Below are 23,372 nucleotides of genomic sequence, written 5' to 3'. Positions count from 1 at the left end.
GCTTAGTCGTCGGCCGCTCTGGCCTGCTGGCACGCGGGACAGAGGCCCCAGAAGGTCACTTCCGCCTCGTCGACCAGGAACCCGCCGGCTCCGACGGGGTCCAGGCAGGGAGCGGCACCGTGCACGCAGTCGACGTCGGCGATGGCTCCGCAGGCCCGGCAGACCACATGGTGGTGGTTGTCGCCGGCGCGGGCCTCGAATCGGGCCGGGCTGCCGGCCGGCTCGATCCGGCGGGCCAGGCCGGCCCGGGACAGCGCGCCGAGCACGTCGTAGACCGCCTGGGTGGAGACCGAGTCGAGCCGGGTGCGCACCGCGGTCGCGATCTCGTCGACCTCGAGGTGCCCACCGCCGGCCAGCACCTCGAGCACGGCGAGCCTCGGCCGCGTCACCCGCATGCCGCGGGCGCGCAACAGGGCCGCGCCCTGGTCCTCCGCCGGCTCTGACATGCCGCAATGGAAGCACGCAAGCTGGAAACGTTCAAGATACGTCGGGTTCAACCGCCGTTTTGGTCAAGCGTTGAACCACTTGCCGCCTGCCTCACGTGTCCCCTTCGTAAGGACTGTTCAGCGACGGAACCGGCCGTACGCTGTCACAGAATTCACAGGAGGCCGCGTGCTTAACAACATCCTGGGCATACCGGCCCATCCGCTGATCATCCACGTGGCTGTCGTGTTCATCCCCCTGCTCTGCCTCGGCGCCGTGGTCTACGCGGTGGTCCCGCGGGTCCGCGGCAAGATCGGGTGGGCGGTCGGGGCACTCGCGGTGATCTCGCCCATCGCCGCCTGGTTCGCGATGGAGTCCGGCGAGAACCTGCGCGACCGGTTGGTGGCCGCCGGCTTCTCCCAGGAGATCCTCGACAAGGTCAACCAGCACCAGAGCTACGGCGACCGCACCTGGTGGTTCACCCTCGCCCTGGGTGTCGTGACGCTCGTCCTGTTGTTCGTCACCAGCGGCAGCCGCCGGGCGCCGCACCACCTGCCGATCGGCGTCACGCTCGCGATCAGCGTGGTGGTCATCGCGCTGGCCGTCGCCACCGCGATCTACGTCTTCCTCACCGGCGACAGCGGCGCGCACGCGGTCTGGGAAGGCGCCGTCCCCTAGCTAGAAGAGCACCCGCGAGCAGAGCAGGCAGGAGAGGACGACCAGCACGGCGGCGGCGACCAGGCCGATGCCGTACGTCACCGTCCGAGCGTCCTTCTCCTGCGCCTCGATCTTGTCGAGGTCCTGCGGAGCGAGTTGGCGGGGCGGTGTCGGCTGCAGGTACGTCGGCGGTCGCCACCCCGTCGGCGGCGGCTCCGTGGGCGGCGGCCCCGAATAGCCGACCGGGGGTACGGGTCCACCCGTGCTCGCCGGGCCGGGTTCGCCGCCGGGGCCGGGCCGCTGCCACGGTGCGGCGTTCGGGTCGTCGTACGTCACGGCGAACGACGCTACCGAACGCGCGGGTACGCTGCGTGCGTGAACCGCGCGCAATCGCCCGCCACACCCGACGACGACCGTCCCGTCGACCTCAGCGACGACGAGTTCGTGCTCCCCGACCAGACCTCCGACGACACCGATCGGGGCTGGGGTGAGCGAACCGACACCAACGACGAGCGCCTCTGGGAAGACAAGCCCCCGCACTGGGGTTGATATTGCCGAAGCTCGTTGTTCTGGCACTCAGCTAGGCTGAGTGCCGAAAGGCCCCAGCAAGATCCGGAGGAAGCCGTGCCGACCTACCAGTACGCCTGCACCGAGTGCGGCCACCAGCTCGAGGCCGTGCAGTCGTTCTCCGACGACGCGCTGACCGTGTGCCCCGAGTGCGAGGGCCGCCTCCGGAAGGTCTTCAGCGCCGTAGGCGTCGTGTTCAAGGGCTCCGGCTTCTACCGCACCGACTCCCGCAACGGCTCCACCGGCAGCGACACCAAGGTCAAGTCCTCCGAGTCGAAGACCGAGACCAAGTCGGAGTCGAAGACCGAGACCAAGACCGAGTCGAAGCCGAAGTCCGAGCCGGCCAAGGCCAGCGCTCCGGCCGCCACCTCCTAGAGCCGCACCAGCCCGCCGGCCGGGGTGATCACCCCGGTCACCCGCTGGTCGTGCGCCGCTTCCGGCACCCGGTCGACGAGCTCCCCGTCGTGCAGCAGCGCGATGACGGGCACGCCGGCCGGCACCCGGGCCAACGCCCGGTCGTAGGATCCTCCGCCCCGACCCAGTCGCATCCCGCGCCGGTCCACCGCGAGCGCCGGCGCCACGATCAGGTCGGCATCCGCCACCGCCGCGCGACCGAGCCGCTCGCCGTCGGGTTCTCGCAGTCCCCGCCCAGCCGGCACGAGGGTGCCCACGTACCGCGCCCAGTCCAGGTCGTTGTCTTCCCGCAGCACGGGCAGCAGCAGATCGGCGGCCCCGGTCAGCGCCCTCCGCACCGCCGCCGCCAGGTCGGCGCCGCCGGGCTCGCTGCCGACGGGCACGTACCCGCAGACCAGCCTCGGCGCGGTCGACCGGATCAACTCGGCCAACGTGGCGGTCACCGCGGCGGCCGCCCCGGCCAGGTCGGCCGGGGACAGCGATCGGCGGCCAGCGAGCACCGCGGCCCGCATGTCAGCCTTAGTCGCCCCACTATGCGATAAATCCGGCACGCAACACTCCCGACCGTTACCCGGTTAGACCCTCAAGGACAACGAGCATGGCAGGTCCGAAGGGGGAGTTGTGACGCTGCGCGGGCGGCTGACCGCCGCGTTCCTCGCCGTCGTGCTGGGACCGGTGCTGCTGGGAGCGCTCTTCGTCGGTGGCGCCGTCGCCGCCGTGGCACAGGACCGGGCCAAGGATCGGCTCGCCGCCGCCGCCACCGCGCTGCGCACCTCGGTCAGCTCCCTCTGCCAGCAGCTCCAGGCCGCCGCGGACGCCGTAGCGGTGGCCGCCGACCCGGCCCGGCAGACCGACATCGCCGGCCAGGTGGTCGCCCGCGGGCTGGCCTCCGGCGTCGTCGTCGAGGGGGCGGACGGCGCACAGACGCTGCGCACCTCCGGGTCCCCGGATCGTCCCTGGGCCGACTGCGCTCAGCCCACCCTGGACGCCGGCCCGTTCCGCGCTCTGGCCGTCGGGATCGAGGCACGGGACGCGGCCGGCGTGCCGCTCGGCACGGTCTGGGCCACCCACGACCTCGGCACCGGCACCATCGGCCGGCTCGCCGGCGCCACCGGCACGGCGGTCACCCTGCTCGGTGGCAATCCGCCGACTGCCGTGCACAGCACAGAGGCGGCCGGCACCCTGCCCGCGGTGGTCGCCGCGGCGTCGGGAGTACGCGGTGACGCGGTGGCCGAGACCGCCGGCGGCCGCGTGGTGCGGCGGGTCGGCCCGGCGCCCGGCCAGCCGTTGCCGGTCGTGCTGTCCGTGCCGACCGGCCAGCCGCAGGGGCTCTACGCGCTGTTGATCGCCGCCGTCGTGCTCGCCGGCCTGTTCGCGGTCGCCGCCGCGTGGTGGCTGGCCCGGTCGACCACCCGCCCGCTGGCCGAGCTCGCCGCCGCGGTCGGCCGGGTGGCCGGCGGTGACCTCGCCGCCCGGGTGCCGGTGCGGGGCCGGGACGAGGTCGGCCGGCTGGCGCTGGCGTTCAACCGGATGACCCGGGAGACGCAGGCGTACGTGCGCGCCCTGACCACCAGTCGCGACCAGTTGCGCGGGCACCTGGCGGTGCTGGGCGACACCCTGTCGAGCACCCACGACCTGCAACGGATCCTCCAGGTGATCCTGGAGACGGCCCAGGCCGCCACCGGCGCCAGCGGCGGCGGCGTGCTGCTGCTCGACCCCGCCACGGCCACGCTGGTCGGTCAGTGCGGGCTGGCGGTCGACGTGGCGGGCCGCCGGGTGCCCGTCGGAGAAGGCCTGCTCGGCGGCGTCGCCGCGACCGGGGTGCCGCGGCGCGGCCGGATCGACCGGGACGGTCCGGTGCTGTCGCCGTTCGAGCCGCCCTGCCGCACGTACGTCGTGGTGCCGTTCAACGTCACCGGTCCTGTCTCCGAGCCCGCACTGGTGCCCGGAGTGCAACCGCCGGAGCCGCCGACCGCGTCCGGCGTGCTCGCGCTCTACGACCGGCTGGGCTCCGACGAGTTCGACGACGCCGACCTGATCACCCTGCGCACGTTCGCCGGCCAGGCCGCGGTCGCCGTCGACAACGTGCGCGTGCACCAGGAGGCGCAGCGGCTCTCGCTGACCGACCCGCTGACCGGCCTCTGGAACTACCGCTACCTGCGCGAGTCGATCCGTCGCGAGGTCGAGCGGGCCAGCCGGTTCGGGCGGATGCTGGCCGTGCTCGCCCTCGACCTCGACCGGTTCAAGGAGGTCAACGACACCTACGGCCACACCGCGGGCGACGCGGTGCTAATCGAGTTCGCGCACCGGATCCGCGGCGTCGTGCGCGAGGTGGACCTGGCGTTCCGTCAGGGCGGCGAGGAGTTCGTGGTGCTGCTCCCGGAGACCGACGCCGAGGGCGCTGCCATCGTGGCGCGCCGGATCGGCGCCGCCGTGCGGGACGACACATTCGACATCGACGGCACCGTCGGAATCGACGTGACCGTCTCCATTGGAATCGCTGTGTTCCCGAGTCACGCCGCCACCGCGCAGGCGGTGCTGACCGCGGCCGACAACGCGCTGTATGCCGCCAAGGCAGCGGGCCGCGACGACTTCCGCACCGCCACGGGTGCGCCCGCGGTGGTGGCCGAGATACCCGTCGCGGCGGGCGCCGTGCCACCCGACGACAACCTGCCCCGGGCCGGGGGTGGACAGCCGATCCGACCTGCTGGCGGCGCGTCACGCGGGACGCAGCCACCGCGACAGACGAGGGGCGGATAGTCTCGCGGAATGTCGGACGAGCCAGCGACCCCACGACCGCCATCCCCGTCTAACGAGTCGCGCAGGCGCGCGGTCAAGGCGGTCATCCCGGCCGCCGGCCTCGCCACCCGCTTCCTGCCCGCGACCAAGGCCGTACCCAAGGAGCTGCTGCCGGTCGTCGACCGGCCCGTCCTCCAGTACATCGTCGAAGAGGCGGCGGCCGCCGGCATCACCGACATCCTGTTGGTGACGGGCCGCGGCAAGACCTCGATGGTCGACCACTTCGACCGCCAGCCCTATCTGGAGAGCCGGCTCGAGGAGAAGGGCGACGCGGAACGACTCGCGGCCGTCCGTCGACCGGCCGAGCTCGCCGAGATCTACACGTGCCGGCAGGGCGAGCCGCTCGGTCTCGGGCACGCGGTCGGCATGGCCGACTCGCACGTCGGCGACGACCCGTTCGCGGTGCTGCTCGGCGACGAGTTCGTCGACGAGTCCGAGCCGTTGCTGCCGGCGATGCTCGACCTGCAGGCGCGCACGGGCGGCATCGTGCTGGCGTTCCTGGAGGTGCCGCGCGAAGAGGTCAAGCGCTACGGCATCGCATCGGTGGCGCCGGCCGAGGCCGACCTGGTGCCCGGCGCCGAGGTGGTGAAGGTGACCGGCCTCGTCGAGAAGCCGGCGCCGGAGGACGCGCCGAGCAACCTCGCCGTACTCGGCCGCTATGTCCTGCCCGGCAAGATCTTCGAGACGATCAAGCACACCAAGCCGGGCAGCGGCGGCGAGATCCAGCTCACCGACGCGATGCAGACGCTGCTCGACGAGGGCACGCCGGTGCACGGCATCGTCTACCGGGGCACCCGCTACGACACGGGAATGCCACTGGGCTATTTGCAGGCCGTCGTGCAGATCGCGTGCAAGCGTGAAGACCTGGGCCCGGCGTTCCGTTCCTGGCTCGAAGAGTTCGTGCGAGCGGGAGGGGTCGGCTCATGACGCAGACAGCCGACGCGGAGGTGGCCGCCAGAGAGCTCACACCCCTGGCCGACTATCTCGGCAGCGCGCTGCGGAGGCTGCGCGCGCTTCCGCCGCTCGACCTCGAGCTCACCCAGGCGTACGGCAACGTGCTGGCGCAGGACGTCGTGGCGCCGCACCCGTTCCCGGCCTTCGACCTCGCCTCGATCGACGGCTACGCGGCCCGCTGGGAGGACGTCGCCACGGCGGGCCGCGGCACCTCGGTGCGGCTCAACGTGATCGGCGACCTGTCCGCGTCGAGCTGGCGGCCGGTGCGGCTGACCCCGGGCACGTGCTTCTCCGTCGCGGCCGGCGCCCCGCTGCCCGGAGGCGCGGACGTGGTCGTCCCGATCAGCTGGACCGACCAGGGCATGGCCGCGGTCGAGATCTTCCAGCCGCCGAAGCGCGGCTCCGGCCTGCGCCGCGCCGGCGACGAGCTGGCCGCCGGGTCGATCCTGGGCCGCGCCGGCTCCACCATCACGCCGGCTCTGGTCGCCGCGTTCGCCGCGACCGGCATCGGCCACGTGGTGGTCCGGTCCAGCCCGCGCGTGGTCATCATCGCCACCGGCGACGAGCTGGTCGAGGTCGGCCGGGGCAGCCAGCCCGGCCAGGTGGTCGACGCGAACTCGCACGCCCTGACCGCGGCGGCGGCCGAGGTGGGCGCGCTGGCCTACCGGGTCGGCATCTGCGACGACGACCCCGAGGGGCTGCGCGCGCTGCTCGAGGACCAGACGCTGCGGGCCGACCTGATCCTGACGACCGGCGGCACCGGCACCGGCCCGGGCGACATGGTCCGCCGCATCCTCTCCCGCCGCGACGGCGGGCGCACCGGCCCCGTGGCTTTCACCGAGGTCGCCCTCTACCCTGGCACCACGCTCGGATTCGGCACCGTCGGTGCGGAGGAGGTGCCCGTGGTCTGCCTGCCCGGTGACCCCGGCGCCGCCCTGATCGGTTTCGAGGTGCTGGCTCGCCCCGCGATCCAGCTCCTGGCCGGCGCGGAGCCGGTGTTCCGCCCGAGCGTGCGCGCCCACCTGCTCGACACGGTCACCTCGCCGGCCGGCCTGCGCGAGTTCCGCCCGGCCCACGTCGCCGAGCGCCGCGGCGGTGGCTACACGGTTCAGCCGCTGCACGGTGGCCCGTACACGTTGTCGGGTCTCATGGAGGCCAACGGCCTCGTGGTGCTGGGCGAGCGCGTGACCGCCGCCGCCGCCGGCTCCACTGTGGATGTTCTGCTGCTGGACAGACGCAAGTGATGTCGTTCGGCGCTGCTCCGGGGTGGCCCGCCGTCCTGCGTGACGGGCCGGTCCTGCTGCGCCCCTACCGCCGCTCGGACGCGGCGGCCTGGTCGGAGGTGCGCCGGGCGAACCGGGCGTGGCTCGCACCGTGGGAGCCGTCGGCGCCGGGCGACTGGAACGAGCTCAACTCGGTCGCGGCGTACCGGTTCGTGCACCGCGACCAGCGCAAGTCGGCCCGGCGCGGCGAGAGCATGCCGTTCGCGGTGTGCCTGGAGGACCGCTTCGTCGGGCACATCAACCTGGGCAACGTCGTACGCCGGGCGTTCTGCTCGGCCTATGTGGGCTACTGGATCGACGGCCGCGCCGCCGGCCGCGCGGTGATCCCCACGGCCCTGGCGCTGGTGGTCGACCACGCCTTCCGCTACGGCGGCCTGCACCGCATCGAAGTCAACATCCGTCCGGAGAACAAGCCGTCCCGGCGCGTGGTCGAGAAGCTGGGTTTCCGCGAAGAGGCCTACCACCCGCGCTACATGCACATCGACGGCGCGTGGCGCGACCACATCGGATATGCGATGACCAGCGAGGAGGTCGCGGCCGAAGGCGGCCTGCTGGCCCGCTGGCACCGCGTACGCACGGCCACATCCTGATCTTGAGCAAGTCGGCGCGTTGCGCCACATTGTTCGGTAGCCGGCCGTAACCTCGAATTACGAATGTACGGCAACCTCATCAATCCGCATGATCGGGTTGTCACCGTATCTTGACGGGAGGGGTGAGGGTGCCGACCTCGGTGCTCCTCGCTGTCCTCGCCGCAGCCGGGCTGCTCGCTCTGGCACCGGCTTTGGTCCGCCGGTACGACGCCACCGAGCGATTGGTGGCGGAGAGGGCACAGTCGAGCGCGCGGGTGCTGTCCCGCCGCCGCCGGCGCCGCACCGTGCCCGGCCGCCGCCCGATCCGCGGCTCGCGGGCGGTGCTCCCTCCGCTGCGCCCGGAAGTGCCGGTGTCCGCTCCCCCGGTCTCGGCACCGCCCGTCTCGGCGCCACCTTTTTCCCGCCGTTCGCCCCGCCTGCGCGCGGTGCCGCCGGGCGTCATGGCCCGCCCGAGCCGCCGCCAGCGCCCGGCCAAACGGCATGCGACCGCCATCTACCGCCGCCGGCGGGTGCTGGCCGCACTGGTCCTGCTCAACCTGGTCGAGCTCGTCGGTGTCTTCCTGGTCGGGCCGGGCTTCTGGGTCGGGGTCGCGGTGACCGGGACCCTGCTGTTCATCTACCTCGCTCACCTGCGCAGCCGGGCCCTGGCCGACCGGGCTCGCCGGCGCCGGACGGCCCGCCGGGCGGCGTGGCTGGCCGCCCGTCAGGCGGAGGTCCGAGCGGAGCAGGCCCGGCGGGCGGAGATCCGCCGGGAACAGCAGCGCCGGCTGGCGGCCCAGCGCGAGGCCGTGCGTCGCGCCGCGATGGGCCTGGACCGCCCGGCCGACCTGCCCCCGGCCGCGACGGGCTCGGTCTCGTACCGCCGCGCCGGCGGCCTACGCGGCCGCCCATACGAGGCGCGCCGCAGCAACACGGCCTGAGGGGCTGGTTCGCTGTCTGGACGGTCCACCTGTTAGCCTTATCGCCGGTTCGCCAGACGCAAGTTTGGCGGCGGGGCTGTGGCGCAGACCGGTAGCGCACCTCGTTCGCATCGAGGGGGTCAGGGGTTCAAATCCCCTCAGCTCCACCAACAGGCAGCACGTTGTGCAGCAGTTCACCCACGAGGTGCAGGTCGTCCAACTCGATTCCCTGACCTTCGGGCACGGCGCGTACGAGTCGCAATGATCTTTCCGCTTGCTGGTCGAACCATCGCCCGGCACGGCGACATGCGTCCTCCCGGAGCTGCGGTTCGCTGTGTGCCAGCGCGGTGAGCACCGTCGGTCCGGAGACCGGGTCGAGGCAGAGCCGGATGATGTCGAGTAGGTCCGTGGCCTCCTTGGCGCGACCGCGGTTCATCACCGACTGGAGCTTCATCGCGACAAGCGCTCCTGGCTCCGCGACGTCGACGGCCAGATCGGGAAACCCGGCCGCACGAATCGTCACCGGCGTGGCGGTCGCGGCGGCCCACGCGTGCGACAGTCGGCTCAGCCGGCAGACGACCGCCAGGCCGCCCACGACGGTGACCTGGCGGCCCGTGCGTTCCGCGACAACAGGTATGGCGAGGGCGAGTGCTGACATCGACGTGCCCACCAGATTGACGAGCGGCCGAGCTTCGCTACCAGACACGAGGGCCCGCGTCCGCCGGCGGCGTCCAGCCCGCCAGGACCTCGTGTCCCCGTCCCGGATCGCTGGCCAGGTCGAGCGCCACGAACAGCGGCTGGGCGAGCGGCCAGGTCTCCCCTGGCCATTCGACGCGGCGGTTGCAGACCAGTGGAAAGGGCGCCACCCGAATCGTCGCGGCGCGTGACTCACGGATCTGCGCGGCACCGAGCAACTGCATTGCTCTGCGCGCGACGGTCTGGTCCGGCACGTAGAAATCCGGTGGATGATCCGCTCTGATCCCGATGGGTGCGCCGTAAGCCGCAGCCGCGACGCTGTCGGTGAGCGCCCAGCCTGGCGTTCCCGTGACGTCGTCGCGCCCGAACCGGAGTGCGTCGTTGACCGGACCGGCCGTCCCCAGCACGGGCGAGCGTCCTAGATCCACACGTATCGGCTTCCATCGGTCGGCGAGTTGCCAGAACAGGTCCGGAACTGCGGGCTTTCGCCGCACGTCGACCAGACCAGCCGCACGCAGGTCCGAAATCGCCTTCGAGACGGTGCTCGCCGAGCGCCCGAGCGTTCGCGCGATCTCCCGGACGGCTGCCGGCTCGGCCGGCCGCAGCAGCATGAGCGCCGCCACCTCTTCGCTCACCCGCCCGGCCAGCGGCGCGGACTGGTCCGGCAATGGTCCGAGCTTGGGCACATCCGCGTCGACGAAGAAGCCCGCACCGGCGAGGTGCAGGTGGCCACGGAGGTCCAGCCAGCCCCAGCCGGCCGCCCGCAAGACTTGCCGTGCCTGCTCGGTGACCCGGTCGGCAACGATCACGCGAATGCCGGCGTCCTGGCCCTGCCACTTGTCCAGCCGCTGTGCCAAGCCGTCCCCAGCGGCGAGTGACAACCGCTTGATCCGCACAGAGATCCGCCCACCGGCGGTGTTGACCAGGATCAGGTCAACACCCGAATCGATCGCCGGGTCTTCGACCGCCAGGCCCACCGACAGGGCGGCGTCCCGAAGCTCCTCGACGCCGTTCAACCCAGGGCCGACCCGCATGGCTGTCAGCACACTGTGTTCGCTGTCCGGTCATTACCGAACACCGAACAGTCAGAGCAGGGTGAGCTGCTCCGGCTCCGGCGGTTGCTCCGGGAGTTGCCGCGACTCGAAGCTCTCCTGGCGGTCCAGGCCGTGCCGGCGGGCGGCCTGGCGGATCCGGGCCGTGATCTCGCGTTGGTAGTCCTTCGGCACGTAGGAGCCGGATCGATAGAGCTCCCGGTAGCGCGGCACCAGCTCCGGGAACTCGCGGCCCAGCCACCTCGCGTACCAATCGCGGGCGCCGGGCCTCAGGTGCAGGGAGATGCCGGTCACCCCCGCCGCCCCGGCCGAGGCCACCGCGGCCACCGTGCGGTCGATGGACTCCTCGTTGTCCGTCAGGCCCGGCAGGATCGGGGCGACCAGGACGCCGACCCGGAAGCCCGCGTCCGTCAAGCGGCGCACCGCATCGAGGCGGCGGCGGGGGCTCGGGGTGCCCGGCTCGACCCGGCGCCACAGGTCCTCGTCGACGAAGCCGATCGAGAAGGACAGGCCCACCGACGTCACGGACGCCGCCTGCTGGAGCAGGTCCAGGTCGCGGAGGATCAGCGTGCCCTTCGTCAGGATCGAGAACGGGTTGGCGAAGTCGCGCAGGGCCGACAGGATCTGGGGCATCAGCCGGTAGCGGCCCTCGGCGCGCTGGTAGACGTCGACGTTCGTGCCCATCGCGATGTGCTCGCCCCGCCAGCGGCGGGCCGAGAGCTCCTTGCGGACCAGCTCGCCCGCGTTGACCTTGACGATGATCTTGCTGTCGAAGTCGTGGCCCGGGTCGAGGTCGAGGTAGGTGTGCGTGTTGCGGGCGAAGCAGTTGTGGCTGACCACGCCGTTGGCGATGAAGTCGCCCGTGCCCGTGGTGATGTCGTAGAGCGGCAGGTCGACGCCGAGTGGCTCGACCTTGACCACGTCCAGCGGGACGTTGGACTTCAGCGCCAGGCCCTCGATCGAGCGCTTGCCAGTCGCCGCCGGGTCGGTCGTGTGCAGGAAGCGCAGGCGCTCGACCAGGCCGCCGACGATCCGCACGTACCAGCCGCGCGCCCCGCCCGTGCGCCGCACCGCGAAGTCGAAGCCGAGGGCCCGCAGGGCCGCCGCGACCTGGTCGATCGTGTCGCGGTCGATGCTGCCGATCCGCAGCGCCGTGCCGTCGTGCGAGCCCTGCGCGTCGAAGACGCCCGCCAGGAAGCCCTTGCGCCAGTCGTCGGTGACGGTCGCCGGCAGGACCATGGGGCCGGCGGCGGCGAGCCGGGCCACCGAGGGCGGCGCCTCGGCGAGGTAGCGGCGGGTGCGGTCGAGCGGCTCGCGGTCGGTGACGCTGACGTCTCCCCGGCTCATGCCGCACAGGTAGCCGGCCCGGTAGTCGGTCGTGTCGGCCGGCGGCGACGCGAAGCGGCCGACTCCCATCAGCTTGTTGCCGCTGGTCAGGTGCGGACGCTGGTCGGCGCCGCCCATCGAGCCGGTGACGTGCTTCCAGCCGCGCTCGGTGAGGAAGCGGTGGTCGCCGCTGGCCACGAGCTCGGTGCCGTCGGCCAGCGTGACCCGGTAGCCCGGCTTGGTCGTGCGCCAGTGCGCGAGCACCTCGGTGATCGCGTAGCGCCGGTAGGTGCCGCTGCGGACCGTGCCGTAGATGCGGTCGCCGACCGCCAGGTCACGCAGCGCGCGGGTGCGGCCGTCGGCCATCAGGATCTGGGTGTCGCCGTCGAGGCAGTAGGTGCAGGCATGGCTGCAGCCGCGGTAGGGGTTGATCGTCCAGTCGAAGCCCATCCGCGAGTTGCCGGGGACCCGATTGATGATCGACTTTGCGCGTACCTCGTAGAAGGTCATGCCGGCGAAGCCGGGGGTGTCGAAGGTGCGGGCTACTGCGCCGGGCAGCGCCAGCGGCAGGGGTGGTGTCGCCGGCGCCGCCCGGTCAGGGACGACCGAGACGGGGAGAGCCGACAGGTTGTCCCAACGCATTACCCGATTCGAACACGTGTACGAGCAAGATTGCAAGCACGCAGCTCACAGACACGAACAGGGCGCCTCGCGCGAAGCGGGACGCCCTGTTCGAAAGGGAAGGATCAGTGCTCGTGGGAGGCGTGCTCGGCGAGCTGCTTGCGCACGTCGTCCATGTCCAGAGCGCGGACCTGGGAGATCAGTGACTCGACCGCGGACTCCGGCAGGGCGCCCGGCTGCGAGAAGACGATCACGCCGTCGCGAAGCGCCATCAGGGTCGGAATCGAGCGGATGTCGTAGCGGGCGGCCAGCTCGACCTGGGCCTCCGTGTCGACCTTGCCGAAGACGATGTCCTCGTGCTTCTCGCTCTGCTTGTCGTAGACCGGCGCGAACCGCAGACACGGCCCACACCAACTGGCCCAGAAGTCGACGAGAACGATGCCGTCACCGCCGGTGACCTTGTCAAAGTTCTCCGTGGTCAGCTCAACGGTCGCCATTGATCACTCCGATCGGTGCTGATGCGTGCCCCACCTGAGGCATCCGTGGGTCATAACGACGCAAGGCCCCATGCCATTCCCCACCGAACCGGCCCAGCCTCGGGCAAGGTGGCGGCGGTCACTTGGGCAACTCTGGAACCAGTCAAGATCAGCATCGCGTACGGTGATGGGAGCGATTCCATAGCGTGAGGCCCATCAGGCTGCTGTTATCCCCCGATCACCGTTGTTGCAAGGGAAAACGACACGGGTGACGAACGGTTCGAAAGTCGATCACTCTTACGATACGTAATGTTGCAGAACCATAACGGGTGACCCCCGTCACTTCCCGAAGGGTTTTCTGGTACCGGTTGGTCCGGCAAAATCGTAGGGACAAGCGTGGGCGGCGGGTGCCGGGGAGGGCCCCGCCGCTCATTGCGTCCGCACCTTTTTCGCGGCCCTGCGCAGCTAAAGTGCGGGCATGCGGTTCGGGCGCTATTTCGAAGAGTTCGAGGTCGGCGACGTCTACCGGCACTGGCCCGGCAAGACCGTCACCGAGGCCGACGACCACCTCTTCTGCCTGCTGACGATGAACCACCATCCGCTCCACCTGGACGCCCACTACGCCCGGACGTCGACGGAGTTCGGTCGCAACGTGGTGGTCGGCAACTACGTCTACTCACTGCTGCTCGGCATGTCGGTGGCCGACGTCAGCGGCAAGGCGATCGCCAACCTCGAGGTCGAGTCGCTGCGGCACGTCGCGCCGACCTTCCACGGCGACACCGTCTACGGCGAGACGACCGTGCTCGACAAACGGGAGTCCGGCTCGAAGCCCGACCGCGGCGTCGTAGCGGTGGAGACCCGCGGCTACAACCAGGACGGCACGATGATCTGCGTCTTCCGCCGCAAGGTGATGGTGCCCAAGCGATCGCACGCGGCGACCCCCGACGGACGCGACCCCGAACGGCCGAGCTTCCCCGAGCCCGTCCCTCGATAGGGGGACGGCCCGTCGGCCAGGGCTGCGGGGTACCCCCTGAGAACTGGCTGGTCGCGCTGGGCCAAATGCGGCATATGCTGACCTTGGGAGGTCGTTATGCCAAGCCAGCCCGCGCCCGGCGATCCGCTCTCACAGCCGTTGAGGTCAGCGCTGCCGTTTCCCAACGTCGCGATCGACGTGTTCACCGCCCAGGAATGGGAGCTACTGGTGCGGTTGCCCGGGCGGGTGATCGTCGCGGCCACCCACACCGGTCGCCCGGGGCGGTCGGTTCGCGAGGGGTTGGCGGGCCTGGACGCGATGGCGGCCGGCCGCGTCTTCGACAGCGACCTGGTCCGCGCGGTGGTCGCCGCCGTCTTCGCCGAACGCGTGCCGAGCGGCCCCAGCCGGCCCGCCCGCGACCTGCTCGACGAGTGCCGGGACGCCGTCCGGGTTCTCGGTGAGCGCGCCGACCCCGCCGACTCCGCCGCCTATCGGCAGTGGGTCCAGTCGATCGCGGCCCGGGTCTGCACCGGTGGCCGCGGGCCGGCCGCCGTTCAGCTCGGCCCGGTCGACCGCAGGTTCCTGGCCGACCTCGGGCACGCCCTGGGCATGGTCTGATCATCGGGCCGAGTTCCGGGCGGTCGTGCGTACACCTCTAATCTGCCGATGTGGAAGCGGAGCTTGAGGTCGGGGTCGGGCCGTGGCCGGGTCCGTGGCCGACCGATCCGAAGTTCGACCCGGAGCTGCTGGAACGCGGCGACCGGCGCAACGTCGTCGACCGCTACCGCTACTGGCGGCACGAGGCGGTGGTGGCTGACCTCGATCGGCGGCGGCACGACTTCCACGTCGCCATCGAGAACTGGCAACACGACTTCAACATCGGCACCGTGGTACGCAACGCCAACGCGTTCCTGGCCGCCGAGGTGCACGTGGTCGGCAACCGGCGGTGGAACCGGCGCGGCGCGATGGTGACCGATCGGTATCAGCACGTCCGCCACCACTCGACGATCGAGGAGTTCGTGGCGTGGGCGCACGCGGCGGACCTGCCGGTGATCGGGATCGACAACCTGCCCGGCTCGCGGCCGCTGGAGACGGTGATCGTGCCCCGCCGGTGCGTGATGTTGTTCGGCCAGGAGGGTCCCGGGCTCTCCGACACCGCCCGCGGGGCCTGTGACCAGCTCTTCTCCATCGCCCAGTACGGCTCGACCCGGTCCATCAACGCTGGCGTGGCCAGCGGCATCGCCATGCACGCCTGGATCCGGACGTACGGGGAGCCACCACCCACCGACGGCTGACCGAAAGAGCCGGATTGCTTGACTCGCCACCCGCACCGCGAGGAACGTAACGGGCGTGGGCATGTCGGTGAGTTGCCCGAGGTGCGGTGGAGCGGTTCGGCCACCGGACCTGATGCACGACTGGCGGTGTGACGAGTGCGGCGACGTCCCTCCGTTGCACATCGCCGATCACAACAACGCCGAGATCGTGAAGAGCGTGGTGAACACGATCACCGCCGGGCACTCGTCCGTGCCGCTCTGGTGCACCTGGCCCCTGCTGCTCGACTGGACGGTGACCGGGGTCGCCTGGGCGGGTGACGACCATTCGGGTGTACGCGCGGCGGCGCTCGCGTGCAGCGGACCCGCGCCGCTCGGCGGCGGCCCCGCCGACCTGGTGATCGTCGCCGAGGAGCCGGGAGTGGGGCTGGGCAACCGGTTCGCCGGGGTGCGGGGCAGCGATCCCGGCGCCCACCTGGTGCGGGACCTCACTTCCACGGACCCGGGGCCGGGCGAGGCGGCCGGCCCGCACGCCAAGATCAAGGTGGATGGACACCCGACTCCACTGTGGTCGATCTCGACAGCCGAGGACCGCAGCGCGTACGTCGGTGAGGCGCGCGGTATGTGGCTTTATGCCATAGCTTGGCCGGCACACGCCGGGTACGTTCTCGCAGAAGACGTGATGTTGCACGATCTTTGCGAATGGTTGCCCCCGGAACTGGTGTACGGTGCTCCTTCTCCGTACCTGCATGGGCTCGCCTGAGCGGGGCGTTCCCGCTTGTGCGGATTGTGCTCAGTTGATTCAACCTGAGAGCAACGACTGATACTCTGAGCCTGCCGCGGCAAGTTGCCGGCGCCGCGACAGAGGGGGTTGGGCCGCAATGCTCAAGAAGATCCTCACTTGGGGTGGAATCGCCTTCCTCATTTTCTTCATCGCCTTCCGTCCTAACGAGTCAGCCGACGTGTTCAAGAACATCGGCGGCGGCATCATGGACGTCGCGGAAGGCTTCGGCGACTTCTTCACGAGCCTCGTCGCCTAGGCGCCGCCGTCACCTATGGGCCGACCGTCCGCACCGCCACCAGACCCCGACGAGTCCGATCGCGACCGTTGGGCGCGCGACGACGCGCCCCCGGTCGACGACGGCCCGGGCTTCAGCACCGGCCCTGGCTACTCGCCGAGCGCGGGCTACTCCGACAGCGCCGGCTTCGGCGACTCGGCTGATTACGCGCACGGTGAGCCCACGGCCCGGCAACGCACGGCCGGCGGCTACACGGCGACCGAGATCTCCGAAGAGGAGCTCGCCGGCCTCCAGGTCGACGCGTCCGGCCTGCCGCTGGGTCCGCGCCGGGTGCTGCCGCTCGAAGACGAGCCGACGCCGCTGGTCTCGCGCTACCTCTTCCCGACCGAGCGCTACCGGGGTGAGTGGAAGCGGCACTGGATCCACCTGAGCACGCCACTCCTGATCATCGTCGTGGCCACGTTCGTGCTCGGCTACCTGTCCGGCTTCCTGTTCCGGCAGGAGGCCGCCGGCATGACCACCGCCGCCATCCTGGTCTGGGTGGCGATCTTCGGGTGGGTCGCGTGGAAGGTCGGCGACTGGTACTTCGACCGCTTCATCCTGACCAACAAGCGGGTCATGGTGGTCAGCGGGATCATCACCCGGCGGGTCGCGATGATGCCGCTGCTGCGGGTCACCGACATGAAATACGAGCAGTCGCCACTCGGCCGAGCGCTCAACTACGGCACGTTCGTGCTCGAGTCCGCGGGCCAGGAGCAGGCGCTGCGCGAGATCAAGCACCTGCCGAACCCCAACGAGCTCTACCTCCGGGTCGTCGAGGAGATGTACGAGCCGCAGGCGGTCGAGGCCCGGCTCGGCAAGGACGCCGACGAGGCCCGCGCCGACGACGGCGCATAGTCACACGCCTATTGGTCGCCACTAGGCAACCGTTCGCCCCGTAGACCCCGCAGGTGTGGGTGTGTCAGTCTGCTCCCACGCGTACCAAAGGGGGCGTCCGGTGACGGGCAGGCAGTCGGTCGAAGACGACTTCCGGGAGTTCGTCGCCGCCCGTTCGCCGGCCCTGCTGCGCACCGCCTACCTGCTGACCGGTGACTGGGCCACGGCCGAAGACCTGCTGCAGACGGCGCTCACCAAGATCTATCTGGCCTGGCGGCGCCTGGGTGAGATCGAAGCCGTCGAGCCGTACGCCCGCCGGGTCCTGGTCAACACGTCGATCAGCTGGTGGCGCCGCCGGTGGCACGGCGAACGCCCGACCGAGGTGCTGCCCGAGCGGGCCGTCGCCGACCGGGTCGACGAGCAGCTCGAACGCGACGCGCTGTGGAGGCACGTGCAGTCGTTGCCCGCCCGGCAGCGCGCGGTGCTGGTGCTGCGCTTCTACGAAGACCTGTCCGAGGCCCAGACCGCCGCCATCCTCGACATCTCCACCGGCACGGTGAAGAGCCAGACCTCCCGAGCCCTGAGCACCCTGCGCGGCCGGCTCGGCGCCGAGCGCGCCGCGGAGCAGGCCCGGGTCGACGAGCTGGCTGCGGCCCAGTCCGGACCGCCCCCGATCCCCCGGCAAGCACCGGTGCCCACGCGGCCGGTGCGTGCCCCCGCCCCCCGCATTCCCGCGCCGGCGGGAGGAGTGGAGGGGCGTTGATGCTCGAAGAACGATTGCGCGAGGCATTCCAGGACCGGGTCGAGCTGACTCCGGCCGGCACGAACCGTGCGGATCAGATCATCCACCGCACCAGCCGGAGCCGGCGGTGGCGGCGCGTGGGCACCTCGCTGGCGGCGGTCTTCGCGTTCACCCTGCTGCTCGGGGGCACGCTCGGCTGGCAACTGCTGCGCTCGCCGCGCACCGGCTACGACTCCTCGGTCTTCGCGGCCGACCCGACCGCGCTGCCCCAGCCCCTGGTCACCGCGTCGATCAACCCGCACGACGTCGCCAGTCTCGGCCTCGACCTGCGGATCGGCGACCTGCTCTGGACCACCGACGGCCGCCGCCTCGACCTCGGCTCCCACGGCGACGTCGAGATGGTCTACCGGGTGCCCGCCGGCTGGCTCTACGGCAACGCGAGCGGGGGTGCCTTCCTCCAGCCCGTCGACGGAAGGTCCGTGGAAGTCGCACCGGAGGGCAGTCGCTGGACCGTCGGCGACGACGGCCGACGGATCGCCGTGGTGGCCGACAACCAGCTGAGCATGGCCGCTCTGACCCGGGAGGGCACGAAACGCCTCGGCGTCGTCAACGTGCCGGCCGACACCGCGCCGACGGCCCTGCTCGGCAACCGGGTGCTGGCCACGGGCACGGTCTCCAAGGGCCGCGGCTACGAGTTCGTGACCGTCGTCGACCAGTCCGGATGGGCCGACCCCGCATGGAATCCCGCGGTCTCCGGCGTCCTCGGCACCCGCAGCGACGCCGCCCTCGGACTGGCCTGGACGGCCGGCGAGAAGGCTCTCTGCCTGGCCGCGCTGCGCCCGGGCAGTCCGGGCATGACGGTCACCATGACCGAGCTCTGCGGGTTCGAGTCGCCCGGCGAGGGCGTCACGAACAACCTCTCCCCCGACGGTGGCTGGCTGGCCGAGCCGGCGGGCGACCAGCTTCGCCTGCTCAACGTCGACAACGCCCTCATCGGCACGCCGACGACCAAGGTGTGCGCGGCGGCCGGCGTACGCGCGCCGATCTGGATCGACAACACCACCGTCGTGGCGTCGTACGACGACGGGGTCGTCCGTTGCCAGACCGACGGCACGCGCAAGCTGCTCGAGGTGCCCGTGGCGGCCGGCAGCAGCTGGGACCTCGTGCCCCGGCTGGGCTCGGCCGATCGCTGACCCCGGTAGCGTCTGCGGCGATGGACAGCCGCATTGACCTGCACGCGCACTCGACCGCGAGCGACGGGACGCTGACGCCTGCCGAGCTGATGTCGGCGGCGGCCACCGCCGGGCTCGACGTGGTCGCGATCACCGACCACGACACAACCGCGGGCTGGGCCGCCGCGGCCGCCGCCCGCCCGTCCGGCCTGGCGCTCGTGCGTGGTGCCGAGCTCTCCTGCCGGTGGCACGGGGCTCGGCCGCCGATCTCCCTGCACCTGCTGGCGTACCTGTTCGACCCGACGCACCCCGACCTCGTCGCGGCGCTGACCAGGGTGCGGGCGTCGCGCGAGGTGCGGGCCGAGCGGATCGTCTCGCTGCTGCGGTCCGACGGCTACGACGTCACATGGGACGAGGTGCTGCTGTACGCGGACGGCGGCTCGGTCGGCCGGCCGCACATCGCGCAGGCGCTGATCCGGGCCGGTCTGGTCCCCACGACCGCCGCCGCGTTCGCGCCGGAGTGGCTGGGGCGGCGTTATCGCGTACCCAAGGAGGAGATCGACGTCTTCGAAGCCGTGCGGCTGGTTCGGGAGGCCGGCGGGGTGACCGTCTTCGCGCACCCCCGGGCGACGCGGCGTGGCCGGATCGTCTCCGACGAGCTGATCGTGTCGCTGGCCGCGGCCGGGCTTTTCGGGTTGGAGGCGGACCACACGGACCACTCGGTTTCTGAGCGGGGCCACGTGCGGACGCTCGCTTCGTCGCTCGGGCTCGTGGTGACCGGATCGTCCGATTTTCACGGCACGCACAAGACCGTCGGCCTGGGGGCCGAGACCACTTCGCCATCCGTGTACGAGCGCCTGGTGGCCGCATCGTCAGGAAAGACACCCGTGCTTGGCTGACGCGAAAGACCTTCGCCTAACGTGTCCGCGTGGATCTGAAGGTATTCGGCGAGGTCATCCTCACTCTCCTGGTGATCATGGACCCGCCGGGAATGGTGCCGATCTTCGTCGCGATGACGGGCACGATGTCCGCGCGCGACCGGCACCGCGCGGCCTGGCAGGCGGTGTGCCTGGCACTCGGCGTGATCGTCCTGTTCGCGGTGGCGGGGCAGAACATCCTCGACTACCTGCACGTCGACCTGCCGGCCCTCCAGGGCGCCGGCGGCCTGCTGCTCATCATGATCGCGTTGGAGCTGCTGACCGGGAAGACCGACGACCCGACCGCGCACTCGACGACGAACATCGCGCTGGTGCCGCTGGGCACGCCGCTGCTGGCCGGCCCGGGCGCGATCGTCGCGACGATGCTGTTCGTGCAGCGCTCGGACGGGGCGTCGGACTACGTGGCGGTCTACGCGGGCATCATCGCCGCGATGGCGGTGGTCTGGCTCGTCCTGCGTTACTGCGGCGTGGTGGTCAAGGTCCTCCGACCGGGCGGCATCGAGGTGCTGACCCGCATCGCCGGCCTCCTGCTCGCCGCGATCGCCGTCCAGCTGATCGCGGACGCGGTCTTCGCCTTCGTCGACTCGTACCAGGCGGGGTGACCGTCCGGGGTTGTCGGGGTTGTCGTACCCGGATGGGAGGATTCTCCCGTGCGATCCTCCCGTGCTGGCCGGCCCCCGGCGCCCCGCTCCGAGCAGCTCGGCTTCGCCGGCATGCCGGAGCGGCTGTTCGTGTGCACGCCTAGCAAGCTCGGCGCCTACACCGACTGTCCGCGCCGCTACCGCTACTCCTACGTCGACCGTCCGGCGCCGCCGAAGGGTCCGCCGTGGGCACACAACTCCCTGGGCGCGAGCGTGCACACCGCGCTGCGCGGGTGGTTCGCGCTGGCGCCTGAGCGGCGCACGCCGGCCGCGCTACCGGGCCTGCTCAAGGGCACCTGGGTCCGCGAGGGCTACCGCGACGACGACCAGGAGCGCGCGGCCTATCGGCGGGCACTCGACTGGCTCGAGAGCTACGTCGCGAACCTCGACCCCGACTTCGAGCCTCTTGGCGTCGAGCGGGTGGTCGCGGTCAAGACGGCGGTGCTGGCCTTCAACGGCCGAGCCGACCGCATCGACGCCCGCGACGGCGAGGTGGTCATCGTCGACTACAAGACGGGCCGCACGGGCCTCGACGCCGACGACGCGCGCGGCTCACAGGCGCTGGCGCTCTACGCCTACGCGGCGGAGCGGGTGTTCCGACGACCGTGCCGACGGGTGGAGCTGCACCACCTGCCGACGGGCACGGTCGCGGCACACGACCACACGGAGGCGTCGATCGCCCGCCAGGTCTCCCGCGCGGAGGACACGGCCCGAGACATCATCGAAGCGGAGAAGGCGGTCGCGGCGGGGACCGACCCGGACGAGGCTTTCCCGACGACCCCAGGCCCGATGTGCGGCTGGTGCGACTTCAAACGCTCATGCCCAGTGGGCGCCGAAGTCCCGAACAAGGACCAGTGGGCAGGCATCGACCGCACCCTGACGACGGACAGCGCATGACGGGTTGTCACTGACGGGCAGTGCCCGGTCATCTCCCGAGCTCGGTCACCCGGCGAGGTCGGTGGACGCTGCGGTGTCCGCGGATCCGGCATCCACGGCATGCCTGTGCCTGCGGGTACGTCCCGGACCGCGCACCGCGCGCACGGCCCCGGACCGCGCACGCCGCGCACCGCGCGCACGCCCCGGACCGCGCACCGCGCGCACGGCCCGGACCGCGCACGCCGCGTGCCCGCGGGAGGGGGTTACCGCAGCCAGGCGTTGGTGGATCGGCGGCTTCCTAGGCCGAGGGCGTCGAACTCGTCGTGGCAGGCTCCGCGGTCGACGCCTAGTCGTCGTAGGGCCTGCGAGATCGGGCTGCCGGCTGGTTCGAATGGCTCGTTCTCCTCGACGGACATGGGGTGCGCCGAGCGCCATGAAGAGGTTGTCTGTCATGGGCACCAGGGCCATGGCCTGCGGCAGCGGGACCACGACCGCGAGCGGCTCGGTTCGGGCTACCACGCGAAGGACCTCGACGCCGCCGATGATCGCTTCTAAGGCGTAGGTCACTGCGGATCTTCCGGGGCGATCACGCGGACGCCGGGCCATCGGGTGGTCGGGGCGTGGCGGGTCAGGCGTTCGCGGGAGCGTTCCACCGTGATCTGGCGGGGGTTGCGCCGCCAGACTCCGCCAAGCAGGTCAGCCAGGCCGTGCGGCGCGCACACTTCCAGCTCTCCGGCGGGGTTCAGGCGGACGGCAACCGAGGTCGCCGTCTCCGGCCACGTGGCGATGGCCTCCGCGGTTCCGCGCAGCGGCGGGATGGGCTCGGTGCCGAAATGTGCCGGGTACCAGGTGTGCACCGCGGCCTGGTTCGTCGCCTCCCACGGCACCCCGGGGAGGTGGGCGGTCAGGGACTCCGTGGCCGTGCGGTCGCGGTCCCGGGTCAGGTCTGTCGGGTCGAAGAAGGCCACGTCGACGTCGCGTACGCCAGTGGGGTCGAAGCCCTTGCCGAAGCGCTCGTCCCACACGAGGTTGCGCAGCACGCCCGCTCCCGTCCAGGCGTCCGGCAGGTTCGACGCGCGCACCGCCGCCAGCACGGTCATCAGCCAGGGGCTGGAGCGCACCAGCTCGGTCAACTCTGTCTCGGGCATCGGCACAGCATGTCAGCCGAGCAGGTCCCCGCGCGTGCCCCTGCCGGAGCGCACCGCCTCGCGGTAGACCGCCCAGCACAGCGCCAGGTCCTGCCACGGCAGGCCGACCGGGCTGTAGACGCTCAGCGAAACGGGCTCGACCTCCGCCAAGTCGCCACGCAGCACCGCACCCAGCGTGCCCGCGCACGTGTCGGCGCTCAGGCCCGCGCTGCCCAGCGCGCCTCCCGTCAGCGCCAGGTCGAGGTCGTCGACGATCAACCGGCTAGCGGCCAGCAGGTCCGCGGTCAGCTCGCGTTTGCCCGGCTCGTCCGCGCCCAGCGAGGTCAGGTGCTGACCGGGGTGGACGTCCGCCAACCCCAACAGCGGCTCGCGCGACCAGGTGGCTAGGACGACCACGTCCGCCGCGGCGGCTACCTCGGCCGGCGACGACAGGGCCTCCGCTGGGAGGGCCGCCGCGCGGGTGGGGTCGAGGTCGGTCGCCACGATGCGGGACCACGGTCGCAGGTGGCGCAGGCCGGCCAGGGTGGTGGTGGCCTGTGCGCCGGCGCCGACGAAGCCCAGCGTCCGCGCTGACGGCGGCGCCAGCGTGTGGGTGCCCAGCGCCGCAGCCAGGCCGGTTCGCCACGCCGTAACGCTGGCCGAGTCGAGCAGGGCCAGCAGTTCGCCGTCGACGAGGGAGTGCAGGCAGACCACGCCGCGCAGGGCCGGCATGGCGGCGGGGAACTTGGCGTTGACCTTCACCGTGTACGCCGGCACGTCCGGCAGCAGGCCCGGCAGCAGGCAGGTCGCCGTGCCGGGGCCGGGCAGGTCGGTGCGGATCCGCAGCGGTGCGGGGGCCGCGACCGGGGTGCGGAAACCCGCGGCCAGCAGGTCCAGCACCGCGTCGAGGTCGACGGCCGCCGCGACATCGCCGCGGCTCAGGAGCAGGGTCACCGGGCCAGTCTGGAACACGACCACCA

At 71.6% G+C, this 23,372-nt stretch carries 28 protein-coding genes and 1 tRNA gene; 20 read left to right on the top strand and 9 right to left on the bottom strand.

The window, feature by feature from the left end:
* Positions 1-2: 2 nt before the first annotated feature.
* On the bottom strand, positions 3-446 hold the full coding sequence (locus AB0J88_RS02165; protein ID WP_364360113.1) for a Fur family transcriptional regulator: 444 nt from the start codon (positions 444-446) through the stop codon (positions 3-5).
* A 166-nt stretch (positions 447-612) separates the two neighbouring features.
* Between AB0J88_RS02165 and AB0J88_RS02160 the strand changes: the two genes are divergently transcribed.
* On the top strand, positions 613-1,101 hold the full coding sequence (locus AB0J88_RS02160) for a DUF2231 domain-containing protein (RefSeq protein ID WP_364360110.1): 489 nt from the start codon (positions 613-615) through the stop codon (positions 1,099-1,101).
* Here the strand turns inward: AB0J88_RS02160 and AB0J88_RS02155 are convergent, their stop codons facing one another.
* Positions 1,102-1,416 (bottom strand): hypothetical protein, encoded by a 315-nt coding sequence (locus AB0J88_RS02155; protein WP_364360107.1) that lies wholly within the window; start codon positions 1,414-1,416, stop codon positions 1,102-1,104.
* Between the two features lie 39 nt (positions 1,417-1,455).
* On the opposite strand from AB0J88_RS02155, the gene AB0J88_RS02150 reads away from it, so the two are divergent.
* Positions 1,456-1,629 (top strand): hypothetical protein, encoded by a 174-nt coding sequence (locus AB0J88_RS02150; RefSeq protein WP_364360104.1) that lies wholly within the window; start codon positions 1,456-1,458, stop codon positions 1,627-1,629.
* Positions 1,630-1,704: 75 nt separating this feature from the next.
* A complete protein-coding gene (locus AB0J88_RS02145) occupies positions 1,705-2,022 on the top strand; it encodes an FmdB family zinc ribbon protein (RefSeq protein ID WP_364360101.1) in 318 nt (105 codons plus the stop codon).
* On the opposite strand, the gene AB0J88_RS02140 is transcribed toward AB0J88_RS02145, so the two are convergent.
* The gene (locus AB0J88_RS02140) at positions 2,019-2,573 is read right to left on the bottom strand and encodes a 5-formyltetrahydrofolate cyclo-ligase (protein WP_364360098.1); all 555 of its coding nucleotides are present in this window, start codon (positions 2,571-2,573) and stop codon (positions 2,019-2,021) included. The genes AB0J88_RS02145 and AB0J88_RS02140 overlap by 4 nt on opposite strands.
* 109 nt (positions 2,574-2,682) lie before the next feature.
* Here AB0J88_RS02140 and AB0J88_RS02135 point away from each other — a divergent pair, with 109 nt between their 5' ends.
* From AB0J88_RS02135 to AB0J88_RS02110, 6 genes are all read left to right on the top strand, one after another.
* Positions 2,683-4,821, top strand: coding sequence for a diguanylate cyclase (locus AB0J88_RS02135; RefSeq protein ID WP_364360095.1), 2,139 nt, complete (start codon positions 2,683-2,685; stop codon positions 4,819-4,821).
* A 9-nt stretch (positions 4,822-4,830) separates the two neighbouring features.
* Positions 4,831-5,787: a UTP--glucose-1-phosphate uridylyltransferase gene (locus AB0J88_RS02130; RefSeq protein ID WP_364360092.1), complete on the top strand. Its 957-nt coding sequence runs from the start codon at positions 4,831-4,833 to the stop codon at positions 5,785-5,787.
* Positions 5,784-7,058 (top strand): gephyrin-like molybdotransferase Glp, encoded by a 1,275-nt coding sequence (glp, locus tag AB0J88_RS02125; RefSeq protein WP_364360089.1) that lies wholly within the window; start codon positions 5,784-5,786, stop codon positions 7,056-7,058. The genes AB0J88_RS02130 and glp overlap by 4 nt, the downstream gene beginning before the upstream one ends.
* Complete coding sequence (locus tag AB0J88_RS02120) at positions 7,058-7,687, top strand: GNAT family protein (protein ID WP_364360087.1); 630 nt, start codon at positions 7,058-7,060, stop codon at positions 7,685-7,687. Before glp ends, AB0J88_RS02120 begins: the two co-directional genes overlap by 1 nt.
* Before the next feature lie 122 nt (positions 7,688-7,809).
* On the top strand, positions 7,810-8,607 hold the full coding sequence (locus tag AB0J88_RS02115; RefSeq protein WP_364360084.1) for a hypothetical protein: 798 nt from the start codon (positions 7,810-7,812) through the stop codon (positions 8,605-8,607).
* A gap of 72 nt (positions 8,608-8,679) precedes the next feature.
* Positions 8,680-8,756: transfer RNA gene (locus AB0J88_RS02110), tRNA-Ala, on the top strand.
* On the opposite strand, the gene AB0J88_RS02105 is transcribed toward AB0J88_RS02110, so the two are convergent.
* The 4 genes from AB0J88_RS02105 to AB0J88_RS02090 form a co-directional block, all read right to left on the bottom strand.
* The gene (locus AB0J88_RS02105) at positions 8,735-9,244 is read right to left on the bottom strand and encodes a hypothetical protein (protein ID WP_364360081.1); all 510 of its coding nucleotides are present in this window, start codon (positions 9,242-9,244) and stop codon (positions 8,735-8,737) included. The genes AB0J88_RS02110 and AB0J88_RS02105 overlap by 22 nt on opposite strands.
* 37 nt (positions 9,245-9,281) lie before the next feature.
* Positions 9,282-10,259: a helix-turn-helix domain-containing protein gene (locus AB0J88_RS02100; RefSeq protein WP_364360078.1), complete on the bottom strand. Its 978-nt coding sequence runs from the start codon at positions 10,257-10,259 to the stop codon at positions 9,282-9,284.
* 108 nt (positions 10,260-10,367) lie between these two features.
* Complete coding sequence (locus AB0J88_RS02095) at positions 10,368-12,302, bottom strand: intein-containing Rv2578c family radical SAM protein (protein WP_364360075.1); 1,935 nt, start codon at positions 12,300-12,302, stop codon at positions 10,368-10,370.
* 104 nt (positions 12,303-12,406) lie between these two features.
* Positions 12,407-12,778 carry a thioredoxin domain-containing protein gene (locus AB0J88_RS02090; RefSeq protein WP_364360072.1) on the bottom strand — a complete coding sequence of 124 codons (372 nt, stop codon included), beginning with the start codon at positions 12,776-12,778 and terminating at the stop codon, positions 12,407-12,409.
* A gap of 457 nt (positions 12,779-13,235) precedes the next feature.
* Here AB0J88_RS02090 and AB0J88_RS02085 point away from each other — a divergent pair, with 457 nt between their 5' ends.
* The 11 genes from AB0J88_RS02085 to AB0J88_RS02035 all read left to right on the top strand — a co-directional run bounded on the left by AB0J88_RS02085 (position 13,236) and on the right by AB0J88_RS02035 (position 21,286).
* A complete protein-coding gene (locus AB0J88_RS02085) occupies positions 13,236-13,751 on the top strand; it encodes a MaoC family dehydratase (protein WP_364360069.1) in 516 nt (171 codons plus the stop codon).
* A gap of 96 nt (positions 13,752-13,847) precedes the next feature.
* The gene (locus tag AB0J88_RS02080) at positions 13,848-14,348 is read left to right on the top strand and encodes a hypothetical protein (protein WP_364360066.1); all 501 of its coding nucleotides are present in this window, start codon (positions 13,848-13,850) and stop codon (positions 14,346-14,348) included.
* Between the two features lie 50 nt (positions 14,349-14,398).
* Entirely contained in the window at positions 14,399-15,025 is a 627-nt protein-coding gene (locus AB0J88_RS02075) for an RNA methyltransferase (protein WP_364360063.1), read from the top strand.
* Between the two features lie 61 nt (positions 15,026-15,086).
* A complete protein-coding gene (locus AB0J88_RS02070; protein ID WP_364360220.1) occupies positions 15,087-15,764 on the top strand; it encodes a DUF6758 family protein in 678 nt (225 codons plus the stop codon).
* Between the two features lie 118 nt (positions 15,765-15,882).
* Entirely contained in the window at positions 15,883-16,041 is a 159-nt protein-coding gene (locus AB0J88_RS02065) for a hypothetical protein (protein WP_170215836.1), read from the top strand.
* A 15-nt stretch (positions 16,042-16,056) separates the two neighbouring features.
* On the top strand, positions 16,057-16,917 hold the full coding sequence (locus tag AB0J88_RS02060; RefSeq protein WP_364360060.1) for a PH domain-containing protein: 861 nt from the start codon (positions 16,057-16,059) through the stop codon (positions 16,915-16,917).
* A gap of 100 nt (positions 16,918-17,017) precedes the next feature.
* Positions 17,018-17,659: a SigE family RNA polymerase sigma factor gene (locus tag AB0J88_RS02055; RefSeq protein WP_364360057.1), complete on the top strand. Its 642-nt coding sequence runs from the start codon at positions 17,018-17,020 to the stop codon at positions 17,657-17,659.
* Positions 17,659-18,831, top strand: coding sequence for a hypothetical protein (locus tag AB0J88_RS02050; RefSeq protein WP_364360054.1), 1,173 nt, complete (start codon positions 17,659-17,661; stop codon positions 18,829-18,831). The genes AB0J88_RS02055 and AB0J88_RS02050 overlap by 1 nt, the downstream gene beginning before the upstream one ends.
* Positions 18,832-18,851: 20 nt before the next feature.
* Positions 18,852-19,709, top strand: coding sequence for a PHP domain-containing protein (locus AB0J88_RS02045; protein ID WP_364360051.1), 858 nt, complete (start codon positions 18,852-18,854; stop codon positions 19,707-19,709).
* A gap of 29 nt (positions 19,710-19,738) precedes the next feature.
* Complete coding sequence (locus tag AB0J88_RS02040) at positions 19,739-20,350, top strand: MarC family protein (RefSeq protein WP_364360048.1); 612 nt, start codon at positions 19,739-19,741, stop codon at positions 20,348-20,350.
* Between the two features lie 111 nt (positions 20,351-20,461).
* Positions 20,462-21,286, top strand: coding sequence for a PD-(D/E)XK nuclease family protein (locus tag AB0J88_RS02035; RefSeq protein WP_364360217.1), 825 nt, complete (start codon positions 20,462-20,464; stop codon positions 21,284-21,286).
* A 542-nt stretch (positions 21,287-21,828) separates the two neighbouring features.
* Here AB0J88_RS02035 and AB0J88_RS02030 read toward each other — a convergent pair.
* Together AB0J88_RS02030 and AB0J88_RS02025 are read right to left on the bottom strand one after the other, a co-directional pair.
* Positions 21,829-22,413: a nucleotidyltransferase family protein gene (locus tag AB0J88_RS02030; RefSeq protein WP_364360045.1), complete on the bottom strand. Its 585-nt coding sequence runs from the start codon at positions 22,411-22,413 to the stop codon at positions 21,829-21,831.
* Between the two features lie 12 nt (positions 22,414-22,425).
* Positions 22,426-23,346, bottom strand: a complete 921-nt coding sequence (locus AB0J88_RS02025) for an ornithine cyclodeaminase family protein (RefSeq protein WP_364360043.1) — start codon at positions 23,344-23,346, stop codon at positions 22,426-22,428.
* Positions 23,347-23,372 lie beyond the last annotated feature (26 nt).

It is taken from the genome of Asanoa sp. NPDC049475 (assembly GCF_040676915.1).
Lineage (GTDB): Bacteria > Actinomycetota > Actinomycetes > Mycobacteriales > Micromonosporaceae > Asanoa.
The sequence above is the reverse complement of the archived record's forward strand: the minus strand, read 5'-3'. Positions and strand labels throughout refer to the sequence as shown.